29 protein-coding genes are annotated in these 26336 nt (G+C 65.6%); 14 read left to right on the top strand and 15 right to left on the bottom strand.

The features are described from left to right. Positions 1–11: 11 nt before the first annotated feature. On the bottom strand, positions 12–779 hold the full coding sequence (locus ACEL92_RS05365) for an SDR family oxidoreductase (RefSeq protein WP_374024610.1): 768 nt from the start codon (positions 777–779) through the stop codon (positions 12–14). A gap of 98 nt (positions 780–877) precedes the next feature. Continuing rightward, positions 878–1489 carry a TetR/AcrR family transcriptional regulator gene (locus ACEL92_RS05360; protein WP_374024609.1) on the bottom strand — a complete coding sequence of 204 codons (612 nt, stop codon included), beginning with the start codon at positions 1487–1489 and terminating at the stop codon, positions 878–880. 33 nt (positions 1490–1522) lie between these two features. Between ACEL92_RS05360 and ACEL92_RS05355 the strand changes: the two genes are divergently transcribed. Beyond that, positions 1523–2452, top strand: a complete 930-nt coding sequence (locus ACEL92_RS05355) for an SDR family NAD(P)-dependent oxidoreductase (RefSeq protein ID WP_374026084.1) — start codon at positions 1523–1525, stop codon at positions 2450–2452. Between the two features lie 4 nt (positions 2453–2456). Here the strand turns inward: ACEL92_RS05355 and ACEL92_RS05350 are convergent, their stop codons facing one another. The 7 genes from ACEL92_RS05350 to ACEL92_RS05320 form a co-directional block, all read right to left on the bottom strand. Beyond that, positions 2457–3584 (bottom strand): acyl-CoA dehydrogenase family protein, encoded by a 1128-nt coding sequence (locus tag ACEL92_RS05350; protein WP_374024608.1) that lies wholly within the window; start codon positions 3582–3584, stop codon positions 2457–2459. Continuing rightward, positions 3585–4226: a nuclear transport factor 2 family protein gene (locus ACEL92_RS05345; protein ID WP_374024607.1), complete on the bottom strand. Its 642-nt coding sequence runs from the start codon at positions 4224–4226 to the stop codon at positions 3585–3587. Then, complete coding sequence (locus tag ACEL92_RS05340; RefSeq protein ID WP_374024606.1) at positions 4223–5863, bottom strand: class I adenylate-forming enzyme family protein; 1641 nt, start codon at positions 5861–5863, stop codon at positions 4223–4225. The genes ACEL92_RS05345 and ACEL92_RS05340 overlap by 4 nt, the downstream gene beginning before the upstream one ends. Before the next feature lie 18 nt (positions 5864–5881). Further along, entirely contained in the window at positions 5882–6649 is a 768-nt protein-coding gene (locus ACEL92_RS05335) for an enoyl-CoA hydratase-related protein (protein WP_374024605.1), read from the bottom strand. Positions 6650–6719: 70 nt separating this feature from the next. Then, positions 6720–7469 (bottom strand): SDR family NAD(P)-dependent oxidoreductase, encoded by a 750-nt coding sequence (locus ACEL92_RS05330; RefSeq protein ID WP_374024604.1) that lies wholly within the window; start codon positions 7467–7469, stop codon positions 6720–6722. Continuing rightward, entirely contained in the window at positions 7459–8097 is a 639-nt protein-coding gene (locus ACEL92_RS05325) for a TetR/AcrR family transcriptional regulator (protein ID WP_374024603.1), read from the bottom strand. Before ACEL92_RS05325 ends, ACEL92_RS05330 begins: the two co-directional genes overlap by 11 nt. Positions 8098–8099: 2 nt before the next feature. Beyond that, positions 8100–8927, bottom strand: a complete 828-nt coding sequence (locus ACEL92_RS05320) for a MaoC/PaaZ C-terminal domain-containing protein (protein ID WP_374024602.1) — start codon at positions 8925–8927, stop codon at positions 8100–8102. 100 nt (positions 8928–9027) lie between these two features. On the opposite strand from ACEL92_RS05320, the gene ACEL92_RS05315 reads away from it, so the two are divergent. The 5 genes from ACEL92_RS05315 to ACEL92_RS05295 are packed head-to-tail and all read left to right on the top strand — an operon-like array spanning position 9028 to position 13547. Further along, positions 9028–10101: an LLM class flavin-dependent oxidoreductase gene (locus tag ACEL92_RS05315; protein WP_374024601.1), complete on the top strand. Its 1074-nt coding sequence runs from the start codon at positions 9028–9030 to the stop codon at positions 10099–10101. Further along, entirely contained in the window at positions 10098–11597 is a 1500-nt protein-coding gene (locus ACEL92_RS05310; RefSeq protein ID WP_374024599.1) for a class I adenylate-forming enzyme family protein, read from the top strand. Before ACEL92_RS05315 ends, ACEL92_RS05310 begins: the two co-directional genes overlap by 4 nt. Continuing rightward, positions 11594–12760: an acetyl-CoA acetyltransferase gene (locus tag ACEL92_RS05305; protein ID WP_374024597.1), complete on the top strand. Its 1167-nt coding sequence runs from the start codon at positions 11594–11596 to the stop codon at positions 12758–12760. The genes ACEL92_RS05310 and ACEL92_RS05305 overlap by 4 nt, the downstream gene beginning before the upstream one ends. Continuing rightward, complete coding sequence (locus tag ACEL92_RS05300; RefSeq protein ID WP_374024596.1) at positions 12757–13152, top strand: Zn-ribbon domain-containing OB-fold protein; 396 nt, start codon at positions 12757–12759, stop codon at positions 13150–13152. Before ACEL92_RS05305 ends, ACEL92_RS05300 begins: the two co-directional genes overlap by 4 nt. Further along, positions 13149–13547 carry a nuclear transport factor 2 family protein gene (locus ACEL92_RS05295; protein ID WP_374024595.1) on the top strand — a complete coding sequence of 133 codons (399 nt, stop codon included), beginning with the start codon at positions 13149–13151 and terminating at the stop codon, positions 13545–13547. The genes ACEL92_RS05300 and ACEL92_RS05295 overlap by 4 nt, the downstream gene beginning before the upstream one ends. Here the strand turns inward: ACEL92_RS05295 and ACEL92_RS05290 are convergent. The 4 genes from ACEL92_RS05290 to ACEL92_RS05275 form a co-directional block, all read right to left on the bottom strand. Continuing rightward, positions 13544–13984: a nuclear transport factor 2 family protein gene (locus ACEL92_RS05290; protein WP_374024594.1), complete on the bottom strand. Its 441-nt coding sequence runs from the start codon at positions 13982–13984 to the stop codon at positions 13544–13546. The two genes, ACEL92_RS05295 and ACEL92_RS05290, sit on opposite strands and share 4 nt — an antisense overlap. 58 nt (positions 13985–14042) lie before the next feature. Further along, entirely contained in the window at positions 14043–15317 is a 1275-nt protein-coding gene (locus ACEL92_RS05285) for a serine hydrolase domain-containing protein (RefSeq protein WP_374024593.1), read from the bottom strand. Between the two features lie 136 nt (positions 15318–15453). Continuing rightward, the gene (locus tag ACEL92_RS05280; RefSeq protein ID WP_374024592.1) at positions 15454–15942 is read right to left on the bottom strand and encodes a DUF3237 domain-containing protein; all 489 of its coding nucleotides are present in this window, start codon (positions 15940–15942) and stop codon (positions 15454–15456) included. Then, positions 15905–16852 carry a VOC family protein gene (locus ACEL92_RS05275; RefSeq protein ID WP_374024591.1) on the bottom strand — a complete coding sequence of 316 codons (948 nt, stop codon included), beginning with the start codon at positions 16850–16852 and terminating at the stop codon, positions 15905–15907. The genes ACEL92_RS05280 and ACEL92_RS05275 overlap by 38 nt, the downstream gene beginning before the upstream one ends. A gap of 256 nt (positions 16853–17108) precedes the next feature. Between ACEL92_RS05275 and ACEL92_RS05270 the strand changes: the two genes are divergently transcribed. The 8 genes from ACEL92_RS05270 to ACEL92_RS05235 all read left to right on the top strand — a co-directional run bounded on the left by ACEL92_RS05270 (position 17109) and on the right by ACEL92_RS05235 (position 24312). After that, positions 17109–17630, top strand: coding sequence for a MaoC family dehydratase N-terminal domain-containing protein (locus ACEL92_RS05270; protein ID WP_374024590.1), 522 nt, complete (start codon positions 17109–17111; stop codon positions 17628–17630). 62 nt (positions 17631–17692) lie between these two features. Continuing rightward, the gene (locus tag ACEL92_RS05265) at positions 17693–19120 is read left to right on the top strand and encodes an NAD-dependent succinate-semialdehyde dehydrogenase (protein WP_374024589.1); all 1428 of its coding nucleotides are present in this window, start codon (positions 17693–17695) and stop codon (positions 19118–19120) included. Between the two features lie 9 nt (positions 19121–19129). Further along, positions 19130–19558 (top strand): MaoC family dehydratase, encoded by a 429-nt coding sequence (locus ACEL92_RS05260; protein WP_374024588.1) that lies wholly within the window; start codon positions 19130–19132, stop codon positions 19556–19558. Between the two features lie 71 nt (positions 19559–19629). Then, positions 19630–21648: a thiamine pyrophosphate-dependent enzyme gene (locus ACEL92_RS05255; RefSeq protein WP_374024586.1), complete on the top strand. Its 2019-nt coding sequence runs from the start codon at positions 19630–19632 to the stop codon at positions 21646–21648. Beyond that, on the top strand, positions 21645–21878 hold the full coding sequence (locus ACEL92_RS05250) for a lipoyl domain-containing protein (RefSeq protein WP_374024585.1): 234 nt from the start codon (positions 21645–21647) through the stop codon (positions 21876–21878). Before ACEL92_RS05255 ends, ACEL92_RS05250 begins: the two co-directional genes overlap by 4 nt. After that, the gene (locus tag ACEL92_RS05245) at positions 21875–22726 is read left to right on the top strand and encodes an enoyl-CoA hydratase/isomerase family protein (protein WP_374024584.1); all 852 of its coding nucleotides are present in this window, start codon (positions 21875–21877) and stop codon (positions 22724–22726) included. The genes ACEL92_RS05250 and ACEL92_RS05245 overlap by 4 nt, the downstream gene beginning before the upstream one ends. 7 nt (positions 22727–22733) lie before the next feature. Next, entirely contained in the window at positions 22734–23531 is a 798-nt protein-coding gene (locus ACEL92_RS05240) for an enoyl-CoA hydratase/isomerase family protein (protein ID WP_374024583.1), read from the top strand. A 10-nt stretch (positions 23532–23541) separates the two neighbouring features. After that, complete coding sequence (locus ACEL92_RS05235) at positions 23542–24312, top strand: enoyl-CoA hydratase/isomerase family protein (RefSeq protein WP_374024582.1); 771 nt, start codon at positions 23542–23544, stop codon at positions 24310–24312. Between the two features lie 2 nt (positions 24313–24314). Here the strand turns inward: ACEL92_RS05235 and ACEL92_RS05230 are convergent, their stop codons facing one another. Together ACEL92_RS05230 and ACEL92_RS05225 are read right to left on the bottom strand one after the other, a co-directional pair. Beyond that, on the bottom strand, positions 24315–25517 hold the full coding sequence (locus ACEL92_RS05230) for an acyl-CoA dehydrogenase family protein (RefSeq protein ID WP_374024581.1): 1203 nt from the start codon (positions 25515–25517) through the stop codon (positions 24315–24317). Positions 25518–25519: 2 nt separating this feature from the next. After that, on the bottom strand, positions 25520–26332 hold the full coding sequence (locus ACEL92_RS05225) for an enoyl-CoA hydratase/isomerase family protein (RefSeq protein ID WP_374024580.1): 813 nt from the start codon (positions 26330–26332) through the stop codon (positions 25520–25522). Between the last annotated feature and the right edge of the window lie 4 nt (positions 26333–26336).

The following is a 26336-nucleotide window of genomic DNA, read 5'->3' as shown; positions in this document are numbered from 1 at the left end:
CGTCGCCGGCCTCATACCGTCACCGCACGACGCGGCGATGAGGGTGGACGAATCACGAGCTGCTCGAGGCCGACGGCGGGAAAGTTCAACGCGCTCGCGAATGTTCCTGCCAGCATGTCGGCGACATCGTCGGGCGACATCAACGTCTCCTGCAAGAGGCCGCGTGCGACCCAATCCTGCACGACCGCGCCGAGCAGTTCGGGGTCGAACGCCGCGGTGAACTCCGTTGGAACGGTGCCGCCCACGGTGACACAGCAGTAGCGAAAACGCGGATGTTCTGTGCGCCAGGCATTGAGGCTTTCCGACAGCGCAGCCTTGCTGGAGGAGTAGGCGCCCAGCGCGGTTCGGGGCTGTCCGACGGTTTCGGAGGACAGGGCGCAGACGATCGCGGCGGGTGCGAGCATCGGCAGACAGGATCTGATGACGTGATGCACACCAACGACGTTGGTCTGCATCACGTCCATCCAATCGTCGATAGAGGTGTCGGCGAACATTCTCAACGGCGCGTATCCCACCGAAATGAACAGCAGGTCGATTTCGCCAAAGCGCTGGCGGGCCATCTCGGCGAGCCGGGCGCAATCGTCAGCGTTACGCACGTCCGCGCTGATGGCCGCGCCGGAACCGGCTTCGGCGACGACCTCGTCGAGACGGTCTCGTCGGCGCGCCACGACCAGCAGGTCGGCGCCCTCCTTGGCGGCACGGACGGCGAATGCCCGCCCGATTCCGGCCGATGCGCCCACCACCACGACCCGCTTGCCGGCTAACGTCCGTTCGCCCATGCGCTGACCACCGATCGAGAATCCATGCGTAATACCGGTCCGACTTTGGAGAACAATAGTACATCTATTGTTCAGTTGAGCGGCCCCATGCTGGTCGTTCAGCGAAGCCCGTTGATGGCAAAAGTTTCCACATAGCGCCGGACAGTATCCGGCTTTGACATGTCGAACGTCTGGGCCTCATTAACGGTGGAGAATGACCAGACGATCCGGGCCAGCCATTCGCTGGCCGCAGTGACGTCGACGTCGGTGCCCACCTCGCCGCGCTCGCGCGCGGCCCGCACATAGGGTTCGAGGAAATTGGTGGATCGCCGGACCGCCGTGTCACCGTCGGAGATCAAGTGCCGCATCAGCTCGGCGTCGTCGGCCATCAAACGGTTCCGCGTCCGATGGTCGAGGAGAATCCTGGCGTGGGTTTGCGCCATCGCGCCGACTTGCTCCGCCAGCGTGTTTTTCTTGGCCATCGCCGAAGCGACCTCGCGATAGAACCGCTGCGCGCCGAATTCGATCGCGGCATCGATGAGCACGTTGCGGTCTTCGAAGTACCGGTACACCGTGCCCCGTGACACGTTGGCTTTTCGGGCGACGTCCTGCACGCTCGTGCGTTGAATGCCGAGCTGGGTGAAGCATTCGTTCGCCGCCTCGAGAATCTGGTCCCTGCGATCGAATTCCCCATCCGATTCAAGTTCGGCAGGGGCGGGTTTCGTCGACATGCCGCCCTATGCTACGCGACAAATTTGGACATTGTGTTCCGTCCGTGGGCCGATCAGCGGGTGGACCGCGGCCATAAAGTGGTCATTGCGACACTTAGCGTACTGCTGTCTAGTATGGCTGTCGTCGGCGTTGATGCCAGAAACGAGGGCAGGGTGGAGCTTGGTGTGGCGGGGCGCAACTTCGTTCTCGTTGGCGGGACGACCGGTATCGGGTTCGCCGCCGCCCAGCAGCTCGCCGTCAACGGCGCCAACGTGGCGCTGCTGGCTCGTGACGGAGAGCGGGCCCGAGCGCGTGCCGAGCAATTGACCGCAGACTACGGGGTTGGTGCGGTCGGGATCGCCGTCGACGCGTCGGCCCCGGGTGATGGGGTGGATCGCGCTGTCGACCGCGCGGCCGCAAGCCTGGGTCCGCTGCGCGGCCTCGCCGTCACCGCGGGACCGATGAAGCAGCAGGGGCCGTTCCTCGAACACGGCGACGAGTCGTGGGACTGGTATTACCAGTTGATTCTGATGGGAACCGTGCGCTCCTGCCGCGCCGTCATCCCGCACCTCCAACGCAATGGCGGCGGAACCATCGTGACGACGGCCGCGTATTCCGTTCGTGCGCCGAAAGTCCTGATTCCGCCGTACAACGCTCTGAAGGCGGCGGTGTTGACGTTGTCAAAGATCTTGGCGAAAACGCATGGTCCGGACGGCATCAGGGTGAACACCGTGTGCCCGGGACTGTTCGACACCGAGGTGAATGACTTCATCCGCGCCCGGCGGGCAGCAGAGTACGGGGTGGCGCTCGAGGACGCGATCTACACGCACCTGGCAAGCAACCCGGACTGGAATATGCGTGTCGCCCTCGGCCGCGGCGGGCGTCCCGAAGAAGCGGGCGAGCTGATCGCCTTTCTGCTCGGTGACAGGGCGGCTTTCATGACGGGCGCGGCCGTCAACATCGACGGCGGCACGGACTTCTGACCTCTCAGAGCCCGATTTCGTCGGCGAGAAGCCCGCGATGATAGGAGGCATCGCCCAGCAGACGCCCCGACGATTGAGCCCGCTTGAAATACAGATGGGCGGGATGCTCCCAGGTGAATCCGATGCCACCATGAATCTGAATATTGGCTGCGGCGGCCCGGGCATAAGCCTCGGAACTGCACGCCTTGGCCAACGACGCCACCGCCAGCAATTCGGGCGCAGGTTGGGCCGCGGCCCGCACCGCATAATAGGCTGCCCCGCGGGCACATTCGATATCCAGGAAGAGGTCGGCGCATTTGTGGCGGATGGCCTGGAATGAGCCGATGGGCTTGCCGAACTGTCTGCGGGCCTTCGCGTAGGCGACGGCCATCTCGAGGCAGCGTTGCGCGCCGCCGACCTGTTCGGCGGCCAGCGCGGCACAGCCGAGCGCGAGGGTCGACCGCAACACCGCTTCCGCGCCGCCGGCACGACCCACGAGCAACGCTGGCGTAGCACTGAATTCGATGCGAGCCTGCCTTCGGGTTTGGTCCAGGGTCGACAGCGCGCGCCGGGCGACGCTCTCGAAGCGGTCGACGGCGAACAGCGACAATCCGGAGTCGGTGTGGGCGGCTACCAACAGCACGTCGGCGCTACAGCCGTCGAGGACATAAGTTTTGGCTCCATCCACCATCCACCCGTGGGCCGTTTTTCGCGCCCGCGTGCGGATCGCGCCGGCCTCCCAACGGCCAGACTCTTCAGTGACCGCCAGGCTGGCGACCGTGACTCCGGACGCGATGCCCGGCAGGTATCGCTGTTGGGCGGCGAGGTCGCCGGAGCCAAGCAGCGCACTCGACGCCAGTACCGCCGATGCGAAGTACGGGGAGGGAACCAAGGCCCGGCCAAGCTCCTCGGCGACGACGCCGAGTTCGACGAAGGTGAAGCCCTGCCCGCCGAATTCCTCGGGGATCGCGAGCCCTACCAGGCCCAGTTCGCCGGACATTTGCGCCCACAGCGACGGGTCGTAGCCCAGCGGTTGTTCCAAATGGCGGCGGACGTGCGCCTCATCGGCCCTACTCTCCAAGAAACTGCGCACGACGCGGCGCAACTCATTCTGCTCGTCGGTGAATCCGAATCCCACTGCCTGACCGGACATTCAGAACTCCACGATCCCTCGTCCGGTAGGGCTCACCCGCGGGGCTTCGGCACCCCGGCGCAGGCTGCGCAGCCAATCGCCCACGGCGGCGGGGGCCCGGACCGGCGCGTCGAAGCGTCCGGGGTCGGCGGCCCAGAATGCCTCCCACGACGGGAACGCGTCGTGGAATGAACCGTCCTGGCTCGGGCTGCCCGGCCACCGCACCTTCCGCGGACCGATCGGCGGGTCGGTGATATCGCTCCGGTACCAGAACAGCGGGACGCGGCGCGCGAAATACCAATGCCCGTCGCGCCGTTCGTATCGGTCCAGATAGGCCAGCATCTCGATGAACCACGCGCACTCGGTTTCCAAGTCGTTGCGCGAGTAGACGAGTCCGCTCGCCGTGTCGGCGTCATGGACGTCGATGACATGGCCCAGGACGCCGTGCGCGCTGCCCAGCAGCGTCGGACGAACCTCTGCGTCGTACCATTGCCGCATCGCATCGCGGCCCCGCCGCTTACCCGGCACGCCGACATCGTCGACGAAAAGGTTTGCCAGGGTATCGAAGTCGCGCATGTCCAATGCCACCGCGTACCGTGCTGCCAGCTGGCGAATCTCCTCGATGGCCTCCAGTCTGGCGACCCGCGCCTCCAACCCGCTCATGCCAACTCCCCCGACGTCACAAGGTGCACAAGCCGTGGCTTGTCGATCTTGTTCGTGGTGGTGTACGGCAGCCGATCGTCGTCCGGGAGGATAATCCAACGCTTCGGAATCTTATACGCGGCCAGATCCTTTCGGCAGGCGATCGCAAGCTCGTCTTCCGACGTGCGCCGCCCTTGATTGAGTATGACCACGGCGCAGACGACCGCGCCCTTGTCCGCTTCCGGAATACCGACGACATAGGCGATCCGGACGCCGTCGAGGCCACCGATCACCGCCTCGACCTCCACAGGTGCGACGTTGGCGCCCGAGGTCTTGATCATGTCGTCGGTGCGTCCTGTGAAGAAGAGGAAACCGTCGTCGTCCAGGTATCCGGCGTCCTTGGTGTGATACCAGCCGTCGGCGTCGAACAGGTCGCAGTTCTGCCGTCCGACCATGCCGCGCATCATCGCCAAGCCCCGCACGCAGATTTCCCCGATGGTGCCGTTGGGCGCCTCCGCACCGGATTCATCGACGATCTTGTGCTCGTAGCCGGGCGCGGCAACCCCGAGTGAACCGCGTTTGCTTTCGGGCACCGGTTCGTGTGGTGGCCACCAGGTGTGGGAACTGCACGTTTCGGTCATCCCCAACTGAGTTACCAGCAGTGACGGATCGGCCGCGCGCAGTTCCGGCGGTAGCAAAACCTGGTGGTATCCCGCGCGCAGGCTTGACAAATCGGCGGACGCAAAGTCGGGATGATTCGCAAGCGCCCGGCCCACGTGCGGGAAGCCCGTTGCGTAAGTGGCCCGTTCGGCTTCGAGCAGGCGCAGCACATCGCCGGCGTCGAACTTGTGCTCGGTGAGGATGGTGGCGCCGGTCTGCATCGGTCCGAGCAGACCGAAGACCAACCCGGCGACCCAGAAGAACACCATCGGGATGTAGACCCGGTCGTCGGGTTTCCACTCGTGCTGGTTGGCGACGAAGCGCGAGTGTGTGATCGCGGTGCCGTGCGTGTGGATGATGCCCTTCGGGGCGGAGGTGCTTCCCGATGTGTAGATGACGACCAGGTCGTCGGACGGACGGACGGTGGATTCGCACGCGCGAAGGAACGCTTCGGGGACCGGGTCCGGCCATGCGCTGGGCCACGGCCGGTCGGTGGCGCCGAGCCCAAAGATGTTGCGCAACTGCGGCAGCCGTTCGAGGGTCAGCGGCGTGCCCGTGGCCGGGAGCTCACCCGTGGCATCTCCGATTCGCGCCAACATGTCCTTGCCCAGCAGCGAATCGACCGACAGCAGGGTGTGGATGTCGGCGTCACGAAGCAGCCACCTCAACTCCGGCGGCTGAAAGAAGGTGTTGATCGGCACCGCCACGGCGCCGATCCGGGTGGTGGCCAAGAAGGCGACCGCGAAGTCGGGCCCGTTGGGCGCCAAGATTCCGACTCGAACGCCTTTGGTGATCCCCGCCGCCAGCAGCCGTCGCGCCATCTCGGCGGACCTAATATCGGCCTGCGCGTATGTGATTCGCTCGATCGTTCCCCTGCCCATCGTCGAGACGACGAAGTCGTTGTCTCCGTACGCCGCGACCAGGTCGGCCAGCATCGACGGGACGACGGCTACGTACGGCAGCGGGTCGTAGCTGAACGTTCGTGCGGGTTCATCCATGGCGCGTCATTCCACAACTCATTCCACAACCCACCGCGGTTCCCGCTTCTCGGCGAACGCGAGCATCCCTTCCCGGTAGTCGGGATGGGTCAGCTGGTGTTGCAGCACATAGCGATACGCGACGTCGTTGGCCGCGCGCAACCCGACATCGAGGCTGCTCCACATCGCCTTGATCGACGCCTGGACCGTCGCCGGTGAGAGTTTCGCGATGTCCAAGGCGATTTCGCGCGCCCGCTGTTGTAGCCGGTCCGCGGGCACGACCTCGTTGATCAGGCCGATCTCGTAGCCCCGCTGCGCGCTGATCCGGCCCTGCTTCGTCATCAGCCCAAGCTGCATCACCATTGACAGCGGCATTCTGCGCAGCAGCACCGCGGGCTCGAGCGCGAATACGTTGCCCACGGCCAGATGCGTGTCGATCAGCTCGGCATGCTCGGCCGCGATGATGAGGTCGGCGTCGGCAACCTGATGCAGGCCGCCGCCGACGACCATTCCGTTGAGCGCGCAGATCACCGGCTTCCACACGTTGTGGTGCAGCCGCGAGCCGGGAACCTTGTTGCGGATGCCGCCTTCGGCCGTGGCCCGGATGTCCTGGCCCGCGGAGAACGCGCGGTCACCGGCTCCAGTGATGATCGCGACCCGGATGTTGGGGTCGTCCCGCACTTGTGCCCACGCGACGCCGAGTTCGGTGCGGGTCAGGTCGTCGGTGGCGTTGAGCCGCTCCGGTCGATTGATCGTGATGGTGGCGACCTGCTCGCTGACATCGAACAGGATTCTCTTCAGCTCCACGACATCCCCTGGCATCGATTCTTAGCAGTAAACACTACAGCACTATGTGTCTAGTCGTCCGGCATCGCACTCATGGCATCCACTGTCCGCCTGATACCGAAATCAACTGGCCGGTGACGTGTTTGGCTGCGGGTGAACACAAAAATGCCACCACGCTCGCGACATCCTCCGGTTCCCCGATGTTTCCGGTCAACGTCGTCAGGCGCATCTGTGCCAGCTCGTCGGACGTCTTGCGTGACAACAGCCACGGTGTCGCGGTGGTGCCGACAACGATGGTGTTGACCCGGATGGCGTGCGAACCAAGCTGAACGGCCATCAGCCGGCTCAGCCCTTCAACTCCGGCCTTGGCGGCCGCATAGGCGGGCGGCCCGGTGCGCACCCCGTGGGCCGACACCGAGCTGACGTTCACAATGGCCCCGCCGCCGTGGGCCACCATCTGCCTTGCGGCGACCTGCGCCATCACGAAGGTGCCCTTGAGATTGACGTCGACGATGCGGTCCCAGTCCTCGTCCGTCTGCTCGAGGAAGGTTCCGGGCAACGTCATTCCCGCGTTGTTGACCAAGGCCCGAACGGGCCCGTGCAAGTCCGCCAATTCGTCCAGCGCGTCCTCGACCGCGCCACGGTCGGTGATCGACAGGTTCATCGGGACGAGCAATCCCAATTTTGCGGCGTCCGAATCCTGCGCGCGTCCAATGGCCTTCGCATTCACGTCGATCGCGGCCACCCGGTGCCCGCCGCGAATGAGCGCGGCCACAATGGATTCACCGATGCCTCGCGCTCCTCCGGTGACGACCGCGAGGGGACGGGAGTCAACCGACACGCTGCTCACTCCCCCGCCCTGGTCCGGCGGCCGTGCCGGTGCGTTCGATCGCGGCGATCGAGGGCCGCACAAGGTCCACGGATTCGGTCATCAGTTGAGACAAGTCACCCTGACTACCGGCGGCGACCCACGAATCGATCGCGGCGCGGTTGGCGGCGTTGATGAGAGCCGCGGCCAGCCGGGGGCGCAAGTCCGCTTGGGCGTCGCTCCCCAGCCAGCGCGCGACCTCGGTGGTGAGCTGATCGATCCAGTCTTCGTTGATCCGCAGCATGGTCGCGCGCAGTGCCGGCAGGCTGTGATACATCCGCGCGCGGGCCAGGAACATGTCGGGCTGATCGACGATCGCCCGCGCCACGGCCGTCGACGTCTCGGCGAGGGCGTCCCACAGGGAGTCGGATCGCGCGGCGCGGAAGCGGCGGATCGCCTCCTGCAGGCGCTCGGCGTAACCGTCGAACAGGATGTCTTCCTTGGTGGCGAAGTGATGAAAGAACGTGCGCGGTGCGACCCCGGCGGCCGCCGAAATCTGGTCGACGGTGGTCGCCTCGTAACCCTGGGTGGCGAACAGCTCGATCGCCGCATGGATGAGTGCTTGTCGGTTGCGTAACCCGCGGGCCCGTCGTTGGTCCATGCTCACACCCCTGCCAGCGTGGCGGTTCCGGAACTAAGGGCGACGGCGTCACCCTGCAGCGTCCGGAAACGCACCGAATCGTCGGTCCGCCAGATCTCCGTCCGCAGCGGGGCATCGAGCTTCACCTGCTTAGAGAACCGGCAGGCCACGGATGTCAGCGACCCCGGGTCCCCACCGCCGATCCGGTCGATAAGCGCCCGCGCGGCGAACCCCAGTGTGCACAGTCCATGCAGGAAGACGTCGTCGAAGCCGTATTTCCGGGCCGCCTCCGGGTCGATGTGCAGCTGGTTGCGGTCACCCGAGAGTCGGTAGAGGGCGGCCTGCTCGGGCCGGACGACATCGTCGAACACCGCATCCGGCGGCCCGTCGGGGTCCGGTTCCGCAGCGGGTCCACGCTCACCACCGAATCCACCGGCACCGAGGACCATGGTTTGGGACCGGGCGACGAACACCGTCCCGTCCGGGTCGGCGCCGCGGCTGGTCAACTCGACGGCGGCGTGTTTGCCCTTGTCCCACACGGCCGACACCTCGGCCTGCACCGACATTTCCCCGCTGGCGCCGATCGGCCGACGCAGGTCCAGCGACTGCGCAGAGTGGACGATGGGATAGGTCCCCAGGTCGAGCACACCGCGCAGGTCCTTGACGGCCCACCAGTTCGCCACCAACGCAAACGTCGGCAGCACATCGGGGCCGCAGGCTTCGTTGAGCATCCGCAGCTCGGCCGGCGGGCGGGCGCCCACGCCCAGCGCGTAGAGGATCGCGTCAGTCTCGTCCCAGCGAAAGGTGCTCGGCGGCAGTGCATTTCCGACCGCGGAGTCGAGCAGCGCCACGGCACCTCCTACTAGACGGATTGACGATATGTGTTCAATCGTGCAGTATTGTCGCAGTGAGTGCAACTACTTTTCGAAGCGGACAACGGGAGGGACCGACATGAAGTTCGGCGTGTTCATCCTCGGCGACAAGCCCAACCACCTCAGCGAGCGGGAGGTGCTGGCCAACGTGCTGGAGGAGGCGCGCTGGGCGGAGGAACTCGGTTACGACGAGATCTGGCTGGCCGAACATCACTTCTCCCCCTATGGCATGCTCCCGGACCTGCCGCAGGTGGCGACGGCCATCGCCGCGCAGACCGAACGTATCCGCATCGGTACCGCCTGCATGGTGGCGCCCTTCCACGAGCCGATTCAGTTGGCCGAACGGATCGCCTTGGTCGACGTCCTGTCCGGCGGGCGCTTCGACGCCGGCTTCGGGCGCGGCTACCAGGCCCACGAGTTCAAGGGCTTCGGCATATCGATGGACGAGGCCACCGGGCGATACCAGGAGTGCGTGGAAATCGTCAGCCGCCTACTGACCGAAGAGAACGTCAGCTTCCACGGCAAGTACTTCCATCTCGAGGACGTCACGATCTACCCACGGCCGGCGCAGCAGCCGATGCCCGTTTGGGGCACCGTGATGAAGACGCCCTCGAGCTTCGAGTGGCTCGCCGAGAAGGGTTTCGGCGCGATCATCGGCAACCCCTATCAGGTCGACCCGGATCTGCAGGGGGCCCTGGACATCTACCTGAAGGTGCAATCAGAAAAAGGACTCGACGCCGCCACCGGTAACGTGTGGGCGCTGCTCAATGCCTTCTGCCACTCCGACGACGCATTCGCCCGCAGTTACCCGCGTGAGAGTGTCGAGCTCTCCATTCAGACCCATCGCAAGTACTCGAGCCCGTTCGAGCGCGGCGGGGAGGTACCGGCCGACTACAAGGCCTACTCGGACTGGTTCGACAAGCACGACAAGCAGAGCTACGAACAGGTTCTGAATTCCCACCTCACGCTGATGGGCGCCCCGGACCGCATCATCGACAAGATGCGGACGGTCATCGACATGGGCTGGCGGAACATCATTTTGCGGATGTCGCGGGGCGGCGCCATGGACCGCACAAAAGTCTACGAGTCGATGAAGTTGTTCGCCCAAGAGGTGATCCCTGCGGCGACCGAGCTCGCGGCAGCCGCGGCTTGAGCCAACAACTCGCCGACCGCATCCGCGCGGTCCTCGCCCTCGACCCGCGGGCGCCCGCGATCGAGTACGAGGGCCGGTGGTTGGATTGGCAGGAATTGTCAGACGTTGCCGCGGGCGTTCAAAGCTGTTTGAGATCAGCTGGTTTGGGTCCGGGCTCCCCCGTCGGCCTGGTGCTGCGCAATCATCCCGCGATGGTCGGGGCCATGCTCGGCGTATTGCTGACCGGTGGTTGCGTGGTCACGATCAACCCGTCCCAGGGTGACGCCGGGCTGTGCGCGGATATGCGGGACCTGCGGTTGCCGGCGGTGGTAGCCGTGCGGACCGACTGGGAGCGCCCCGGAGTCGTCGACGCCGCCGCCGGATCGCTGGGTCTATGTGTGTCGAGGGACGGGGCCGCCGTCACCGTTGTGGACGGGCTCGAGCGTCCCGGTCAGGGTCCGTTCCGGCCGCCGAGCGACGGCATCGCCGTCGAGATGCTCACCAGCGGCACCACGGGGCCGCCCAAGCGAATACCGCTGTCCTACAGCTCCTTCGAGCACACCGTCGCAGCGGCGACCGCTCATTACAGTGTTGGACCGGGGCATAGCGCGCAACTAAGGCTGCGCTCAGGTGTTGCGATCGTCTCCTCTCCCCTGGTGCATATGTCCGGGCTGTTCCGCACCCTGCTCAACATCTGCGAGGGACGAAAGATCGCGCTCCTAGAGCGATTCCGGGTTCCCGACTTCGTGGATTTGCTACTCCGGCACCGACCGAAGGCTGTGAGTCTGGTGCCGTCGGCGATGGCGATGGTGCTCGACGCCGGCGTGGATCCGGACGTCTTCTCGAGCGTCGAGGTGGTGACCTCGGGAACCGCGCATCTGCCGGTCGACGTGCAGACGAGGTTCGAGTGTCGCTACGGCGTCGCGGTGCTGCCGTCCTACGGGGCAACGGAATTCGCCGGGGGCGTGGCCGGCTGGAATCTCGCCTTGCACCGGCAGTGGGCCACCCTTAAACGCGGAAGCGTGGGGCGCCCGCAGCGCGGAAGGGAGATCCGCGTGATGTCCCTCGAGGAGGACACCGAAGTGCCGCCCGGCGAGCAGGGCCGCATCGAGGTTCGCACCACCGGCGGGGACTGGGTGCGGACCACCGACCTCGGGCGGGTCGACGCCGACGGGTTTGTGTTCATCGACGGGCGCACCGACGACGTGATCATTCGCGGGGGTTTCAAGGTCAACCCGGCCGAGATCGTCGGCGTGCTCCGTGGCCACCCGGCGGTCCGCGATGCCGGCGTGATCGGCCTGCCCGATGAACGGCTCGGCCAGGTGCCGGTCGCGGCGGCCGAGTTGACCGACGGCGCGCGCGCCACACCGGAGGAGCTGCTCGCGTACGCGCGCGAACGATTGAGCCGGTACTACGTCCCGGCGCGCCTGGTCATCGTCGAGGAGTTGCCTCGCACGCCATCGCTCAAGGTAAGCCAACCCGCGCTGCGCAAAATCTTCGAAGGGACAACAAGTTGACGACCCGAGGTGCGGCCGCCATTGTGGGTGTGGCCGACGAGGTTTCGGCGAGCGGGGTGATCGACGTTCCGTTGCGCGAGCTCGAGGCGCGCGTGATCACCGCCGCCCTGGCCGATGCGGGTTTGTCGCTGCGCGACGTCGACGGGCTGTGCACCTGCACCGGGGGAACGCTGATGCATTCGGTGGAGCTGGCCGAGTACCTGGGGATAGCGCCGCGCTTCACCGACGCGACCCAGACCGGTGGCGCCAGCTACGGGTTGTACGTCGAGCACGCCGCCGCGGCGATCGCGGCCGGTGAAGCGGAGACGGTGGTGATCGTCTATGCCTCGACACCGCGCGCCGCGCGCAAGCGTGGCGAAAAAGGCCTCGGAGTGTTCGCCACCCCCGAGCGACTCGAATGGGAGACGCCGTTCGGGGTGATGCTCCCGATCAGCGCATACGCCCTGGCCGCCAACCGGCACATGGCGACGTACGGGACTACGCCCGAACAACTGGCGCAGATCGCCGTCGACACCCGGCGGTGGGCCGCGCTGAACGAGCGGGCTCACCTGCGCGAGGTGATCACCGTGCAGGACGTCCTGGACTCCGGCTTCCTCGCCGAACCGGTGCACAAGCTGGAGTGCTGCCTGGTGACCGACGGCGCCGCGGCGCTGGTGATCACCAGCGCCGAGCGGGCCCGGGACCTGGCCAAGCCGCCGGCCTTTGTCCTGGGCGCGGCGTCTGCGGCATCGCACGCGATGATCTCGCAGATGCCCGACCTCACCGTCACCCCTGGAGCGGTGTCCGGGCCAGCCGCGTTCAGATCCGCGGGCCTGACCCCGGGCGACATCGATGTCGTCGAACTTTACGACTCGTTCACCATCACGGTGCTGCTGGCGCTTGAAGACCTGGGCTTCTGCCCCAAAGGCGAAGGCGGACCCTTCGTTGGTGACGGCGCATTGGGCCCCGGCGGCACGCTGCCCGGTCAAACATCCGGCGGCGGTCTCGCCTACACCCATCCCGGGGCGTTCGGGGCCTTCTTGCTCGTCGAGGCCACGCGGCAATTGCGTGGCGAGTCCGGTGAACGTCAGGTCCCACACGCGAAAACGGCGGTCGCACATGGTACCGGCGGAGTGCTCTCGGCGACGTCGACGGTGATTCTGGGAACGGAGGCCACGCTGTGACCGATACGCTGCCGGTCCCCGAGCCCAGCCCGGCGTCCGCCCCCTTCTGGGACGCGACCCGGCGTCGCGAGCTGACGGTCCAACGTTGCGAGTCGTGCGCACGGCTCGTCTGGTACCCGCGGTTCGTCTGCCCGCACTGCGGCGGGTCGTCGCTGGTGTGGGAGAAAGTGAGCGGCGACGGGGTCGTCCACGCGGTCAGCGTGCACCACCGCGCCGCGCTCCCCGCCCTCGCCGACAGGGTGCCGTATTCGGTGGTGCTCGTCGACCTGGACGAAGGTGTCCGCATGATGTCGAACGTGTTCGGTCCCCCTCCCGCGGTCGGTGATCGCGTCGCCGTGGCGTGGGTGCCGCTCGAGGACGGTCGCAACCTTATGGTGTTCGAGCCGAAGTGAGTTCCGACGCCGCGCTGCGGCGCGCCCGCGAAGAGCTCGTGCTACGACACGTCGCGGCCGAGAATGCGCGCGACCTGGAGGCGGCGATGGCCACCTTCACCCATCCCCGCTACGAGATCATCCCTACGGGAATGGTTTTCGACGGTGACGAGGCGGTCCGCGCAATGTTGGTGCAGCAGTGGACGGATCTCCCCATGCTGCAGTACTCCGCCGAGGCGCTCTACCACGGCGACAACGGGTTGGTCGTCGAAACCCGAACCACGGCACACGGTACACCGATCGACATGCTGAGCATCAACCTCTTCGGCTTCCGCGGGCCCGATCTGATCTTGGAGCGCTGTTATTTCGACCGGATGTTGCTCGCCACGCAACTCGAGTCGATCCGGACGCCTTAGCCGATCGACGCGCGCCGGTCTTCGGTCGCATCGACGACGACCCTGCGGTGCGCAATCCGCCACCGCCCGTCACCGTCGAGCGAATACTTGTCCAGGTAGCGGATGTGCATGACGTGGTTTCGACCGTCGGGCTCGCCACCAAAGTGATTGGCAGTGCAGTAAATTTCGCCGACCGCGGACTTCCCCTCGATGACATACAGGCCCTGGCCGATGAGGTGGGCCGTGCGCGGCCACCGCGCGACGATGCCGATTATCCGTTGGATCTCGTCGTGACCGGTCAGGGTGCCCGGTCCGCGCCCGGGCCTTTCGACGAGCATGGAAGCGTCGGGGGCGAACACCGCCAGGAGCGCGTAGCGGTCTCGGCGATCGACCGCCGCCGCATACCTGCGGGACAGCGCTTCGAGTTCCGCATGGGGAACTGCCCGCGAGATATCCATCTGCTTCCCCTACCGGCCGGCTATAGGCCCGTAGACGATACCGCCCAACGTTGTCGGCTCAGCGGCCGGCGGTTTCGGTGCGCGCCTCGTCGGAGAGTCGCGCGCCGAAGTGCGGCACGGTGACGAACTCACCGCCGTGTGCCTCGTTGACGGCACGCTGCAGCGGTATCAGCAGCGGCACGAAGAGGAGTTGGTCGGCGACCATCGGCGTCAGCAACCGGTTGTGCACGAAGGCGAATGAGCTCTTGGTGGCCGGGTCGGCCCAGCCGATGGTCCCGCCCAGGCCGGCGTGCCCAAAGCCCCGCAATAGCCCCGGCACCGGTGATCCGTGGTAGCCCAGGTGAAATGACATCGGGAAGAAGACGTTGAGGTCCGGCCGGAAACTGCGCCTGCCCGTCAGCGACGCCACCAATTCCTCCGAGAGGAATCGCTGCCCGTCGATACGTCCTCCGTTGGCGAGCGCTCCGTACATCCTGGCCAGGCCCCGCGCGGTTACCACCGCGTTCACCGCGGGAATCTCGCTGTCCAGCAGCGCCATGTCGCCCCGCACAAGAGAGGTGATACCGGGCACATACGTCGCTCCGAGCGGTCCCGGAACTGGCAGTTTGGCCATCAGCGAGATCAGCTGCCCGAGCACCGGCCCGCCCGAGAAGCGTTGCGGGAACATGGTCTGCGCCGCATTCGTAGGCCCGCTCGCCGGCGGCCGTCCCAGGTGGATACCGTCGGTGTCCAGCGGTCGCGCGATCTCCGTGCGGAACAGCTCCCGCATGCCCTTGCCGGTGATCGCGCGGGCCAATCCGGACGCCAACCATCCGAACGTGAACGCGTGATACGCCGCCCGGCCCGCGAGGCGGTCAACCGGCGCCGCGGCCAGCCGCTCTTCCATGAACCGGTGGTCGAGCAACTGCTCGGTGGTGATGGTCCCGAGCCGGGACAGGCCCGTCGTGTGACGCATCATGTCGCGCACGGTGATGTCGGACTTGCCGTTGGCGCCGAACTCGGTCCAGTACTGCGCGATTGGTACGTCGTAGGACAGCAACCCACGGTCGGCGAGCCGGTGCAGCACCGTCGACGCCACGCCCTTGCCCGCGGAGAAGACCATCGCGCCGGTATCGGCCTCCCACGGCGTCTCGCCGTGGCGGTCCGACCAACCCGTCCAAACGTCCACAACCGGGCGGCCGTCGACGTAAACCGACAGCGCCCCGCCGCCATAGCGTGGGCTGGGAAACAATTTGGCAAACGTCTGCACGGCACAGCCGAATCTCGGGTCAGCGGCACCGCGTACCCGCAGGGGCAGCCCGTCGCCGGCTCGTAACGCTATGTGGTCGGCCATGACGGCCGAAGCTCCCCGGTCATCCCGCCCCCTTTTTGTGATCGGACGAATAAACAGCCTTCGTCTTATTGTATACCCACGGCTGACCGCACATCACGAAGGAGCGCTGCAGGGTGAGGTGTCGTCACGAATAGGATCAGACCGCCTCGTAAACCTCGTATTCGAGATTGCCGCCGGTGAACGTCCCCTTTGCTACGCCGAGGATGCGGGTCAGCCATTCGTATCGCTCGTCGCCGGTCTCAAAGTACATCGCCGAATAGACGCCTGCCGTGCTGGCGTTCATTCGGCCGGTATACGTGACGAGGATGATCGCGCCGTCGTCGGTCTGCAAGGTTAGCCTGGCGTCGACCAGCACGCGTCCGGACGGCTCGACAAACGCCCAATCAGCGGCCGCCCGGCCCGTCAGCGAGGCCTTCAGACGCTCGCCTTCGTAACGCGCACTGATGATTTCGCCGATCATTCTGCTGCCGGCTGGGCCGGAGGAGACCGAGATGGGTGCGGCAAGCCCGTAAGTAACATGGCAAAGTGGGCGCAGTTGCGCGCGTAATGACTCAGCTATGGTGGCCTCCTTGTCCGACGGCGAGCAGTTACGGTCGCTCCGTGCTGACGAATTCGAAGACTGCACCGTGGCTGGACTTGGGGTCGGCGATCAACCGATCCGTCTCGCGATCGGCAATTGCCACACCATGACTCGTTAGGTGCGCCTCGGCCGCTGCGAGGTCGCTGGTTTCGAAGATGCACGAGTGGATGATCTCGCCGTTGTCCTCGAGGTCACGCGCAGCGACCGTGTCGGCCGCCGTCGGCCTGATCAGTTCGACAGTGGTGCTGCAGCCCAGCCGCAACCGGCACCGTTGGGCGCCAACCGAATTCTCATCCCCAATGAAGCTGGCGCCCAGGGCGCGATAAATGTCGATCGCGCGTTGGAGATCGCGCACCACGACGCCGACGCGCCAACCGTGTATCGCCAGGGGGTGGTGACGCCACGGCTCCGTCGACCACCCGTCCACAAAGCGTGGATCCTCCCACCGTCCGGGTACACCCAGCGGACCGGGCTTGGATTCGACGAATGGCATGAACTCCAATTGGCCGGCAGTATCTTTCGGGTGAGTGAACACCGGACTCATCGGCTTGTCGACCATCGTTTCTCTGCCTGCACCGGCCAGGCCAAAACACCGCACACCCCGCGCGGTCAACGCATCAAATATCTCTACCGGTGGCGAGTTGACGAAATAGGCCATCGCGTGGAGATGCTGGCCGAACCGTGCCCGAAATCGCCCTAGCGGCAAGTTGTCAGCCTCGGGAGTGGGCTCCATGACGTCGACGGCGAAGTCCGCGATGGTGACCATGGATGCCCAACGCTTCTCGGCGTCGAGCCATTCGTCGGCGAAGACATCCTGTGCCGCGAACACGTCGCGATACCAGTCGCTGACCTCGCGATAGTCGTCGACGATGTGGTTGATGTGCCATTGCCGGCCGATTTCGATCATGAACCCCTCTTCGTCTGGCCTAATCGAGCAGACGAACGGACGTGTCATCTAGACAGATCCTGTATATCTGATTAGTCGCTCCGCATTGTACAAAACTTCTGGTGGAGGCAGGCCAGTCGCGCAAGCTGCGGCCGTCGGCTCACTCGATCGTCATATCGATAGAACGATGAGTGTTGTATTGTTCCTCCGTGGCGATGGGCGCACTTTCTCGGTCCGGCAACCCAGCGCCGGATACCTCCAGCCGCTCCGGCAGGTGCGGCCCACCCGCGGACCTTCAATGTGCTTGCGAACCAAGGTCGTACCAATGCTTGCGGCAACCGCGACCAACATGGCGGCGCGCCCCATGACCATGATTTCGCCGCGTCTGCGTGACGCCATCGGCGTCTGGCACGATCAGGGGCCGCCATCGTTTCCGATCGACAAGTCCGATATCCGCCGATGGGCTATCGCCACCTATTGGCCCGAAGAACCGCCGCGGCTGTTCTGGGACGAGGACCACGCTCGCACGACGCGTTGGGGAGGCATCATCGCGCCCGACGACTTCAATCCCTTCGCCTGGCCCGTGCCGAGAACCGAGCCTGGTCCACTGGCCTACCTACCCCAGCCCGGTGAAGCCGGTCAAAAGCTGCTCAACGGCGGCGTGGAGCTGCGGTTCGACCAGCCCATGCGACCCGGCGACACAATCAGCAGGCGGTGGCGGGTCAAGGACGCCAGCGAGCGCGACGGCCGGCTAGGCCGGATGCTGTATATCCGCATCGAAAGGCAATTTCACAATCAGCACGGCCAACGAGTAAGGACGCAAATCGACACGCTGATCCGCTATTGAGAGATGCAGGTGACGCACCACGTCCCCGTGGCCCGAACCGCAATACATGGAAGCAGGTGCCCTTGTACATCGACGGTGAATGGCAGCCGGCGGCGTCAGGCAAGACGTTTGTCAGTACCAACCCGGCAACTGGCGCCGCGTTGGGCGAGGTTCCCGACGGTGACCGCGCTGACGCCCGCAGAGCTATCAAAGCGGCGGAACGTGCCCTCCCACAATGGCGGGCGCGCACCGCCTACGAACGCGCCGACATCCTTCTGGCAGCACATCGGATCATGTTGGACCGCCGGGACGAATTGGCCACGTTAATGACCAAGGAGCAGGGCAAACCGCTGCGGATGGCGCTCACGGAGGTGGGATATGCGGCCGACTTCCTCATGTGGTTCGCCGAGGAAGCCAAACGTGTCTACGGGGAGGTCATCCCGTCCGCTCGTGCCGATCAACGCTTTCTAGTCCTTCAGCAGCCGGTCGGGGTGTGCGCGGCGATCACGCCGTGGAACTACCCGATCTCGATGATTACCCGCAAGGTGGCACCGGCGCTGGCGGCCGGATGTACGTCGGTGCTCAAGCCGGCCGAGCAGACGCCGCTGTGCGCGGTTGAGACTTTTCGGGTTTTCGCCGATGCGGGCGTGCCCCCGGGTGTGGTCAACTTGGTGACCTGTGCGGACCCCGAGGCAGTAGCCGACGAGATCCTCACTGAGCCTGCGGTGCGCAAGATCAGCTTCACCGGTTCGACCGAAGTCGGCAAGATGATCGCTGCGCGGGCCGGTATGACGATGAAGCGCGTCTCGATGGAACTCGGCGGGCATGCCCCATTTCTGGTGTGTCCCGACGCCGACCCCGAACACGCCGCGAAGGGTGCGGCGTTGGTGAAGTTCCTCAACACCGGCCAAGCCTGTATCTGCCCGAACCGATTCATCGTTCATCGTTCGATCGCGGAACCATTCCTTGCCACGCTGCGCTCTCGCGTCGAAAAGCTGGTGCCTGGCGATGGGCTGGAAAAGGGCACAACCGTGGGGCCGCTGATCGACGACGTCGCACTGAAGAAGATGCAGCGACAGGTCGACGACGCCGTCGACAAGGGCGCGACCGTCGTGATCGGTGGATCACGCTTGTCTGGACAGAAATTCAGCAACGGCGCGTTTTTCGCGCCGACGATTCTCTCCGGCGTCACCCCGGACATGGTGATCTGTTCGGAGGAGACGTTTGGCCCCATCGCTCCGGTCCTCGTCTTTGACGACGAGGACGAGGCGATCGCCATGGCGAATGCCACGAGCTACGGTCTGGCGGGATACGTCTATACGCGCGATATCGGCCGCGCCATCCGCGTCGCCGAGGCGTTGGACTTCGGGATGATCGGCATCAACGACATCAATCCCACCTCGGCGGCGGTGCCGTTCGGTGGCATCAAGGAAAGCGGTCTTGGTCGCGAAGGCGCTCGAGCGGGTATCGCTGAGTACTTAGACACCAAGGTCCTCGGAATAGCTTTGTAGGCGCGCACGATGAGCACCTCTGACTATCAGTCCGTTGAAATCGGCGATAAAATACCAACTTTCGTCCGCACGACCAGTTTCGCCGAGTGGAACCGCTACGCGGCGGTCAATGACGAGTTCATCCCCATTCACATGGACGACGACGCTGGCCGGGCCGCCGGCAACGAAGCGGGTGCGTTCGGCATGGGCAACCTGCGGCTCGGATATGTGGTCAACATGCTGCGCGGCTGGCTGGGTGATGACGGCCAGATCGTGTCGCTGTCCGCCAGGCATCGCCGACTCAACCAGAAGGGCGACGAACTGCGCTGTGAGGGCGAGGTGGTGGGCAAGGAACTGGTCGACGGGCGTGCGCTGGTGCATGTCCAGTTCAACGTCGTGAACCAGCTCGATGAGGCGATCAGTACAGGGGAAGCCACCGTCGCGCTTGCCGACCGATAGGACGACTGAACAGAAGTCGTCTTATTGTATTGTATGCTCGTCGGCGGAGTGCGCATCGCAAAGGAGTGGTGATGGCGACGCAAGTAGACACCGGAACCCGGGCCCTGGGCAGCGACCGTGCCGTCGAGTTGTACCGCCTCATGAGCAAGGTGCACCACAGCGACCAACGCGTCCGAAAAGGTCTGTCTTCCGGTGAGATCGCCATGAGCTACTGGCCGGTGGACGGCCAGGAGGCGATGTCGGCCGGGGCCGCGCTCGCCCTGTCAAGCGCCGACCAACTGGTCACCACCTATCGCGGACTCGGCGACGTGGTGGCCAAGGGCATCGACCTTCCCGGGTATTTCGCCGAGATTTTGGGCCGCGGCACCGGCCTGTCGAAGGGCAAGGCCGGCGCCATGGGCATCTACGATCCCGACCACGGCATCGCGTGGACCACCGGCATCGTCGGTGCGGGCCCGCTGATCGCGAACGGGATCGCATTGGCGGAGGCCATCAAGGGCAGTGACCGCGTGGTGTTGGTGAGCTTCGGCGACGGGGCGACCAGCATCGGCTACGTCCACGAGGCGATGAACATGGCGGCGCTGTGGGCGCTTCCGGTGGTGTTTTTCTGCCAGAACAACGCGTGGGCCGAATGCACGCCCGTCGCCGGCTACACCCGCACGGCGCGATTGTCCGACCGTGCCACGGGCTACGCGATGCCTGGCGTCACGGTCGACGGCACGGACCCGCACGCGGTGTACCGGGCCGTGGCCGAGGCCGCCGAGCGCGCACGGTCCGGAGCCGGCCCGTCGTTCGTGGAAGCGGTCGCCTACCGCCTGCAGGGGCACTACTTCGGCGACCAGATGCCGTACGCCGACCCCGACGAACTGGCCGCGAAGCGCGCCGACCCGCCCTTCGCCCGGTATCGGCGGCGGCTCATCGAAGCAGGTCTGGCCGACGAGGCCGACCTCGATCGCATCGACTCGGATCTCATTGCCGAGATCGACGCGGCCTTCACCGCCGCGCGCGATGCCGACTACCCCGACGCCGACGAACTGACCCGCGACGTGTTCGCCGCGCACGGCGTCGAGATCGCGGCACCGGTCACGGAACGGGCGGCGATTCCCGAGGGTGAAACGGAGACCCTCGGCCTCGTGCAGGCGATTCACCGCACGCTGGACCGCGCGATGGCGGCCGACGATTCGGTCGTGCTCCTCGGCGAGGACATCGCCGACCCGTCGGGCGGCATGTTCAAGATCACCGCCGGGTTGTCCACCAAGTACGGCGCCCACCGGGTACGCGACACTCCGATTGCCGAGTCCTCGATCATCGGCGCTGCCGTGGGTGCGGCCCTGGGCGGCCTGCGTCCCGTGGCGGAGCTCATGTTCGTGGACTTCCTGGGCGTGGCCATGGACCAGATCGCCAATCACGCCGCGAAGATCCGCTACATGTCCGGCGGCCGACAGGGCGCACCGCTCGTCATCCGCGCGATGGTGGGCACGGCAGCCGGCCCGCAGCATTCCCAAGCGTTCGAGGCCTGGGCGATGCACACACCGGGCATCAAGGTCGTCTGGCCCAGCACCGCCGCCGACGCGGTCGGGCTGCTCAATGCCTGCCTGGCAGAGCAAGATCCATGCCTGTTCATCGAATCGATGAAGCTTTACTACGGCGGTGGCAAGGGGCCCGTGCCCACGGCCGACTACGTGATCCCGCTCGGCCAGGCCGACGTCAAACGTGCCGGCACCGACGTCACGATCTGCACCTATGGCAACCTGGTGCACGCCGCGCTCGACGCCGCCGATCAGCTTGCCACCGAAGATGTTTCGGTGGAGGTGGTCGACCTGCGCAGCCTGGTGCCATTGGATCTGGAGACGGTCCTCGACTCGGTACGCAAGACCCGTCGCCTGGTGGTGGCGCACGAGTCCGTCGGCTTCTGCGGGCCCGGCGCCGAAATCGCAGCGGCGGTCGGGACAGAGCTTTTTGGCGTGCTGGCGAGCCCGATTCAGCGCGTAGCGGGAACGTACACGCCCGTTCCCCGGGCGGCGACATTGGAAGCCGCCTGCCGCCCGGACGCCGCGCGGCTTGTCGAAGCGGTCAGGAGGATCGCGTGACGGAGGTGCGGATGCCGAAACCGGGCGACGCGATCACGGAAGCGGAGGTCACTGACCTCTACGTGGCGGACGGCGCCCACGTCTCGGAGGGGGATCCCCTTTACCAGATCGCTACCGACAAGGTCGAGATGGACATCGAGGCACCGGCCAGTGGCATCGTCACATGGAAGATCAGCGCCGGGGCAAGCTACGACGTCGGCGAACTGATCGCAGTGATCGAGGCACGGTGAACGCGTTACCGGGTTCCGTCGACGTCGATCTCTGCGCCCCCGAGCTCGAAGGCAGGATCGACGGCGACACTCTGACCGTCACCATCAACCGGCCAGAGAAGAAGAACGCCGTCACCGCGGACGGTTACCACGGAATCAAACGGGCAGCGATGATCGTCGCCGACGAACCCGACCTGAACTTCCTGTTGATCACCGGGACGGGCGACGTGTTCTGCGCTGGCGGCGACATGAACGCCGTGCGGAATCCAGACCGCAGGTGGGACGCGTTCACCGAGTCTTACGACGGAACACCGTTCGAAACGCTGGGCAAGATACCGAAACTCGTCGTCTGCGCCGTCAACGGCATCGCCATGGGTGGCGGCTTGGTGATGACGTTGTTCGCCGATCTCGTCATCGCCTCCGATCGCGCACGATTCCGGGTCCCCGACCTTACCCGCGGCGTGTACGAGGCCTTCGTCGCCGCCCGATTACCGCAGCGCCTCGGCACGCTGCGCGCCAATCACCTGATTTACGGCAATGATTGGGTCGACGCGCAGGAGGCCGAGCGGCTCGGTCTGGTCGGGAAGGTCGTCGCGCACGACTCCCTGCGGTCGGAGGTCGATGCGTTGCTCGAGCGAGTCCGCAAGACGGGCCCCGCCGCCCGGGCGGCCGTCAAGCGCGAGATGGCACGTGCCCTGCCAGCCGTCGACGTGACGGGCTACTGGTCGTCGATCGGAACCGCCGAACAAATTGAGGCGTTCACCGCCTTCCTGCAGAAGCGGTCTCCGGCTTGGGCGGTCAACCACGATCGAGACGCGTTCGTTCAGACCAGACGATCGGCGTGGCTGGCGCCGCACGACAATGACTGACGGCTGCATGCCCGAGCTACCGCAGGGCACGTCGGAACTGAGCGGATGCGAGGAGATCCTCGTGGCCGCCGACGGTCCCGTCCGAATCGTGACCCTGAACAACCCTGACGACGCCAACGCGGTCAACAACAGGATGCACACGGCATTTACGAGACTGTGGGCGGACCTGGCCGAAGATCCCGACGCGCGGGCGGTGCTGATCACCGGCACGGGTGACTACTTCTCCGCCGGCGGAAATCTGGTGGAGTGGTTGGAAACCCACGTCAACAACCCCGTCACCCGGCGCGCTGGGATGCGCGACGCCCGCCGCATCGTGCGCGACATGATCGACTTTCCGCTGCCCGTCGTCGCGGCCGTCAACGGGCCCGCGGTCGGCTTCGGGTGCAGCATCGCCGTGTTGTGCGACATCGTCCTGATGTCCGATCGGGCTTTCTTCGCCGACACTCATGTCGCCAGCGGCCTGGTCGCCGGCGATGGCGGATCTGTGCTCTGGCCGCTGTTGATGAGCCTGTTGAAGGCTAAGGAATATCTGATGCTCGGCGAACGCATCAAGGCCGACAAGGCGGTCGAGTTGGGCTTGGCCAACCGGGTCGTGCCGCACGCAGAGATCAAGCAAGAGGGGCTGTCGATTGCCCACCGCCTCGCCGCATTGCCACCAAGGGCCGTACAGGACACCAAACGGACGCTGAACCTGCACGCCCAGCGCGCGATCACCGGCATCCTCGAATACGGGATCTCCGCCGAGACCGAGTGTTTCACCACGCCCGAACATCGGGCCGCCATCGACAAGTTCCTCAACCGGTAAGGGTGTTTTCATGGAGAACAACACCGGCGCGGACGCTCAGCTAATTCGCTGTGAACACCAAGACGGCATCGCCGTCCTCTTGCTGAATAGGCCACACCAACGCAACGCCCTCTGTTACGAAACCTGGACCGAGCTGTCGATCGCGCTTGGCGGGGTGGTTGCATATGGCGATCGCGGCCTGGTTTTGGCCGGCGCAGGCGACTTTTTCAGCGCCGGAGGGGATTTGAAGACCGGGCCAGCGCGTGGCAGCGGACCGCTGGGACCAGCGGCCCGCGTCGAACACGCCCAACGGGTAATGGAGCAACTCAAAGCGGTTCCGGTACCGACCATCGCAGCAGTCGAGGGCGCGGCCGTTGGTCTCGGCTGGAGCCTGGCGCTGTCGTGCGACCTAGTCGTATGCGCTTCCGACGCATTCTTCGCTGCCCCGTTCGTCGCGCGTGCGGTGGTGCCCGACGGCGGATTGGCCTGGCGCTTGACGCAGCAGCTGGGCCGCAACCGCGCTGCATCGTTACTGCTACGGGGGACACGGCTGGCGGCCAGCGAGGCGGAGCGGCTTGGGCTGGTGACCGAGGTCGTTGAGCCCGGATCCGCGGTCAGCCGCGCGCTGTCCGTCGCCGACGAACTTTCCCGGGCCGATGCGGGGGCGGTGGAGATGACAAAGCGGCTGATCAATTCCGCCGAGTCCGCTCAGCTGGCCGCCTTTCATCCGCTCGAGCTGGCGATCGCGACCGTGGCGCAACAACGTTCGGCGGCGGCCGCTGCGCGAGCGGGCTACTCCTAACGTCAGCGCGGCATGCCCAAACCGACAGTCGAGATCAGATCGCGTTGGATCTCGCTGGTGCCACCGCCGATCGTGTGGAGCACCGACAGCAAGAGGCCTTCGGAGAAGTGCCCTTCGAGCACGGCGTCGGGATCATCGGGCATGAGTTCCCCTGCTGGACCCAGGATCTGGGCCCCAAGTCCGCGCAGCTCGGCGGTCAGTTCGGAGTGATACAGCTTCGACAACGACGGCAGGGCGGGATCCAGGGCGCCGGAAGCCTGTTGGTGCGCGACCCGATACGACAAGGCGCGGCCCACCTCGACGCGTTCGACGGCACGGGCCAACGCGATGCGGTTGGCCGGATCGGCCAGGGGGTCGTGCGTTGAGCCCTTCTGCGCACGGCACCAGTCGATGAGCTCATCGAGATAACGCTGGGCTTGGGCCGCCCTGGTGACGTTTGACCGTTCGGCGTCGAGTAGCGCCTTCCCGACCGTCCAGCCCTCGCCCTCCACGCCGACGAGATTGGAGGCGGGCACGCGCACACTGTCGAAGAATTCCTCCGCGAACGTCGGATAGCCGGTCATGGATCGGATGGGCCGGCGCGTGATCCCTGGAGTCCGCAGGTCGACGAGGAAGAACGAGATGCCCGCCTGGCGCTTGTCCGCCACGGGCGAGGTGCGGGCCAGGACGAAGATCCAATCGGCCAGCACACCGTTGCTCGTCCAGGTCTTCTGCCCATCGAGAAGGTAGTCGTCGCCGTCTCGCCGGGCCGTCATGCGCAGCGACGCCAGGTCCGAGCCGGCCTCCGGCTCCGAATACCCTTGTGCCCACATCCGTTCCGAGCGCGCAATCGCGGGCAGATGCTCCGCTTTTTGTTCAGGCGTGCCGTATTTGAACAGCACCGGCGCCAACATGTTGACGCCGTTGGTGTTCACCAGCGGTGCGCCCGCATAAGCGAGTTCCTCACGGATGACCACCTGGTCGACGATCCCCCGTCCGCCGCCTTCATACTCGGCGGGCCAATGCGGCACAAACCATCCCTGCTCGTGTAGCGCCTTACAGAAGGCGACTGCACGTTCGTGGGCATCGCGTGCCAGGTAATCGGGATTCGCTGCGGTGCGGCGGAATTCGTCCGTCAGGTTGTGCGCCAGCCACTCGCGGATCGAAGCGCGCAGAGTCTCGGCGCTCTGGTCACCACCGAATTGGATGAGGGGCTTGAGCGGCATCGCTAGATACGCTCGGTGGGTTTGGAGCCCTTCTTCATCAGCTCCGCCATGAACTCCTGAAACTCTTTGCTGCCGGTCACCATAGCCTGCAGGTCGTTGGTCGTCTGTTGGTGGGTGCGGAACCCCATGGTCTCCCACGCGCGGATGATGCCGGACTTGACGGCCTGCAGCGTGATCAGGGGAGCCTTGGCGATCTGTGCGGCCAATTCCTCGACGGTGTCCTCGAGCTGGTCGGCAGGCACCACGCGGTTGACCAGGCCGAACTCGAGCGCTTCCGCCGCGCTCAACCGCTGGGCGGTGTACAGGTATTCGGCCGCCCGCTTGTAGTTCATGAACACCCAGGGCTCGAACATGGTCTCGGCGCCCGGCAGCCCGAAACCCGGCACCAGGGGCATCTGAAACCACGCGTCCTCGGAGCAGACGGTGATCTCAGGGATCAGCGCCCAGGTCGTGCCCCCGCCGATCGCATACCCGTGCACCTGGGCGATCACGGGCTTGGGAAATTCCCACAGTTTGAGCACTGGCCACAGGAACAACTGCGCGGCGGAACGCCAGACCTTGCCCGACGCCTGCAGTTCGGCCATGAATTCCGGGTAGGCACCGGTGGGGATGTGCCCGGAGCAGAACCCCTTACCGTTGGCCTTGATGATGACGACCTTGATGTCATAGTCGTACTGCGCGTCGTCAAGCGCTTCGTTGACGCTGTGGACCATTTCCGAGCTCTGGGCATTGGCGGCGTCCGGGTTGTTGAGGATGATCCGCGCGATCGGGCCGTCCTTCTGGTAGATCACGTGCTCGAGTTCTCGCGTTTCCATCGTT

Origin of the sequence: Mycobacterium hainanense, from assembly GCF_041890355.1 — a bacterium.
GTDB classification, from domain to species: Bacteria; Actinomycetota; Actinomycetes; order Mycobacteriales; family Mycobacteriaceae; genus Mycobacterium; species Mycobacterium hainanense.
Note: the sequence above shows the minus strand (reverse complement) of the source record. Positions and strands in the feature narration are given on the sequence as shown.

What these genes read in the sequence shown, in the direction of transcription:
- ACEL92_RS05365 (WP_374024610.1), bottom strand. Translation starts at nt 779, where the DNA reads ATGGGCGAACGGACGTTAGCCGGCAAGCGGGTCGTGGTGGTGGGCGCA.
- ACEL92_RS05360 (WP_374024609.1), bottom strand. Translation starts at nt 1,489, where the DNA reads ATGTCGACGAAACCCGCCCCTGCCGAACTTGAATCGGATGGGGAATTC.
- ACEL92_RS05350 (WP_374024608.1), bottom strand. Translation starts at nt 3,584, where the DNA reads ATGTCCGGTCAGGCAGTGGGATTCGGATTCACCGACGAGCAGAATGAG.
- ACEL92_RS05345 (WP_374024607.1), bottom strand. Translation starts at nt 4,226, where the DNA reads ATGAGCGGGTTGGAGGCGCGGGTCGCCAGACTGGAGGCCATCGAGGAG.
- ACEL92_RS05340 (WP_374024606.1), bottom strand. Translation starts at nt 5,863, where the DNA reads ATGGATGAACCCGCACGAACGTTCAGCTACGACCCGCTGCCGTACGTA.
- ACEL92_RS05325 (WP_374024603.1), bottom strand. Translation starts at nt 8,097, where the DNA reads ATGGACCAACGACGGGCCCGCGGGTTACGCAACCGACAAGCACTCATC.
- ACEL92_RS05315 (WP_374024601.1), top strand. Translation starts at nt 9,028, where the DNA reads ATGAAGTTCGGCGTGTTCATCCTCGGCGACAAGCCCAACCACCTCAGC.
- ACEL92_RS05290 (WP_374024594.1), bottom strand. Translation starts at nt 13,984, where the DNA reads ATGGATATCTCGCGGGCAGTTCCCCATGCGGAACTCGAAGCGCTGTCC.
- ACEL92_RS05285 (WP_374024593.1), bottom strand. Translation starts at nt 15,317, where the DNA reads ATGGCCGACCACATAGCGTTACGAGCCGGCGACGGGCTGCCCCTGCGG.
- ACEL92_RS05275 (WP_374024591.1), bottom strand. Translation starts at nt 16,852, where the DNA reads ATGACACGTCCGTTCGTCTGCTCGATTAGGCCAGACGAAGAGGGGTTC.
- ACEL92_RS05270 (WP_374024590.1), top strand. Translation starts at nt 17,109, where the DNA reads ATGCTTGCGGCAACCGCGACCAACATGGCGGCGCGCCCCATGACCATG.
- ACEL92_RS05260 (WP_374024588.1), top strand. Translation starts at nt 19,130, where the DNA reads ATGAGCACCTCTGACTATCAGTCCGTTGAAATCGGCGATAAAATACCA.
- ACEL92_RS05255 (WP_374024586.1), top strand. Translation starts at nt 19,630, where the DNA reads ATGGCGACGCAAGTAGACACCGGAACCCGGGCCCTGGGCAGCGACCGT.
- ACEL92_RS05240 (WP_374024583.1), top strand. Translation starts at nt 22,734, where the DNA reads ATGCCCGAGCTACCGCAGGGCACGTCGGAACTGAGCGGATGCGAGGAG.
- ACEL92_RS05235 (WP_374024582.1), top strand. Translation starts at nt 23,542, where the DNA reads ATGGAGAACAACACCGGCGCGGACGCTCAGCTAATTCGCTGTGAACAC.
- ACEL92_RS05230 (WP_374024581.1), bottom strand. Translation starts at nt 25,517, where the DNA reads ATGCCGCTCAAGCCCCTCATCCAATTCGGTGGTGACCAGAGCGCCGAG.
- ACEL92_RS05225 (WP_374024580.1), bottom strand. Translation starts at nt 26,332, where the DNA reads ATGGAAACGCGAGAACTCGAGCACGTGATCTACCAGAAGGACGGCCCG.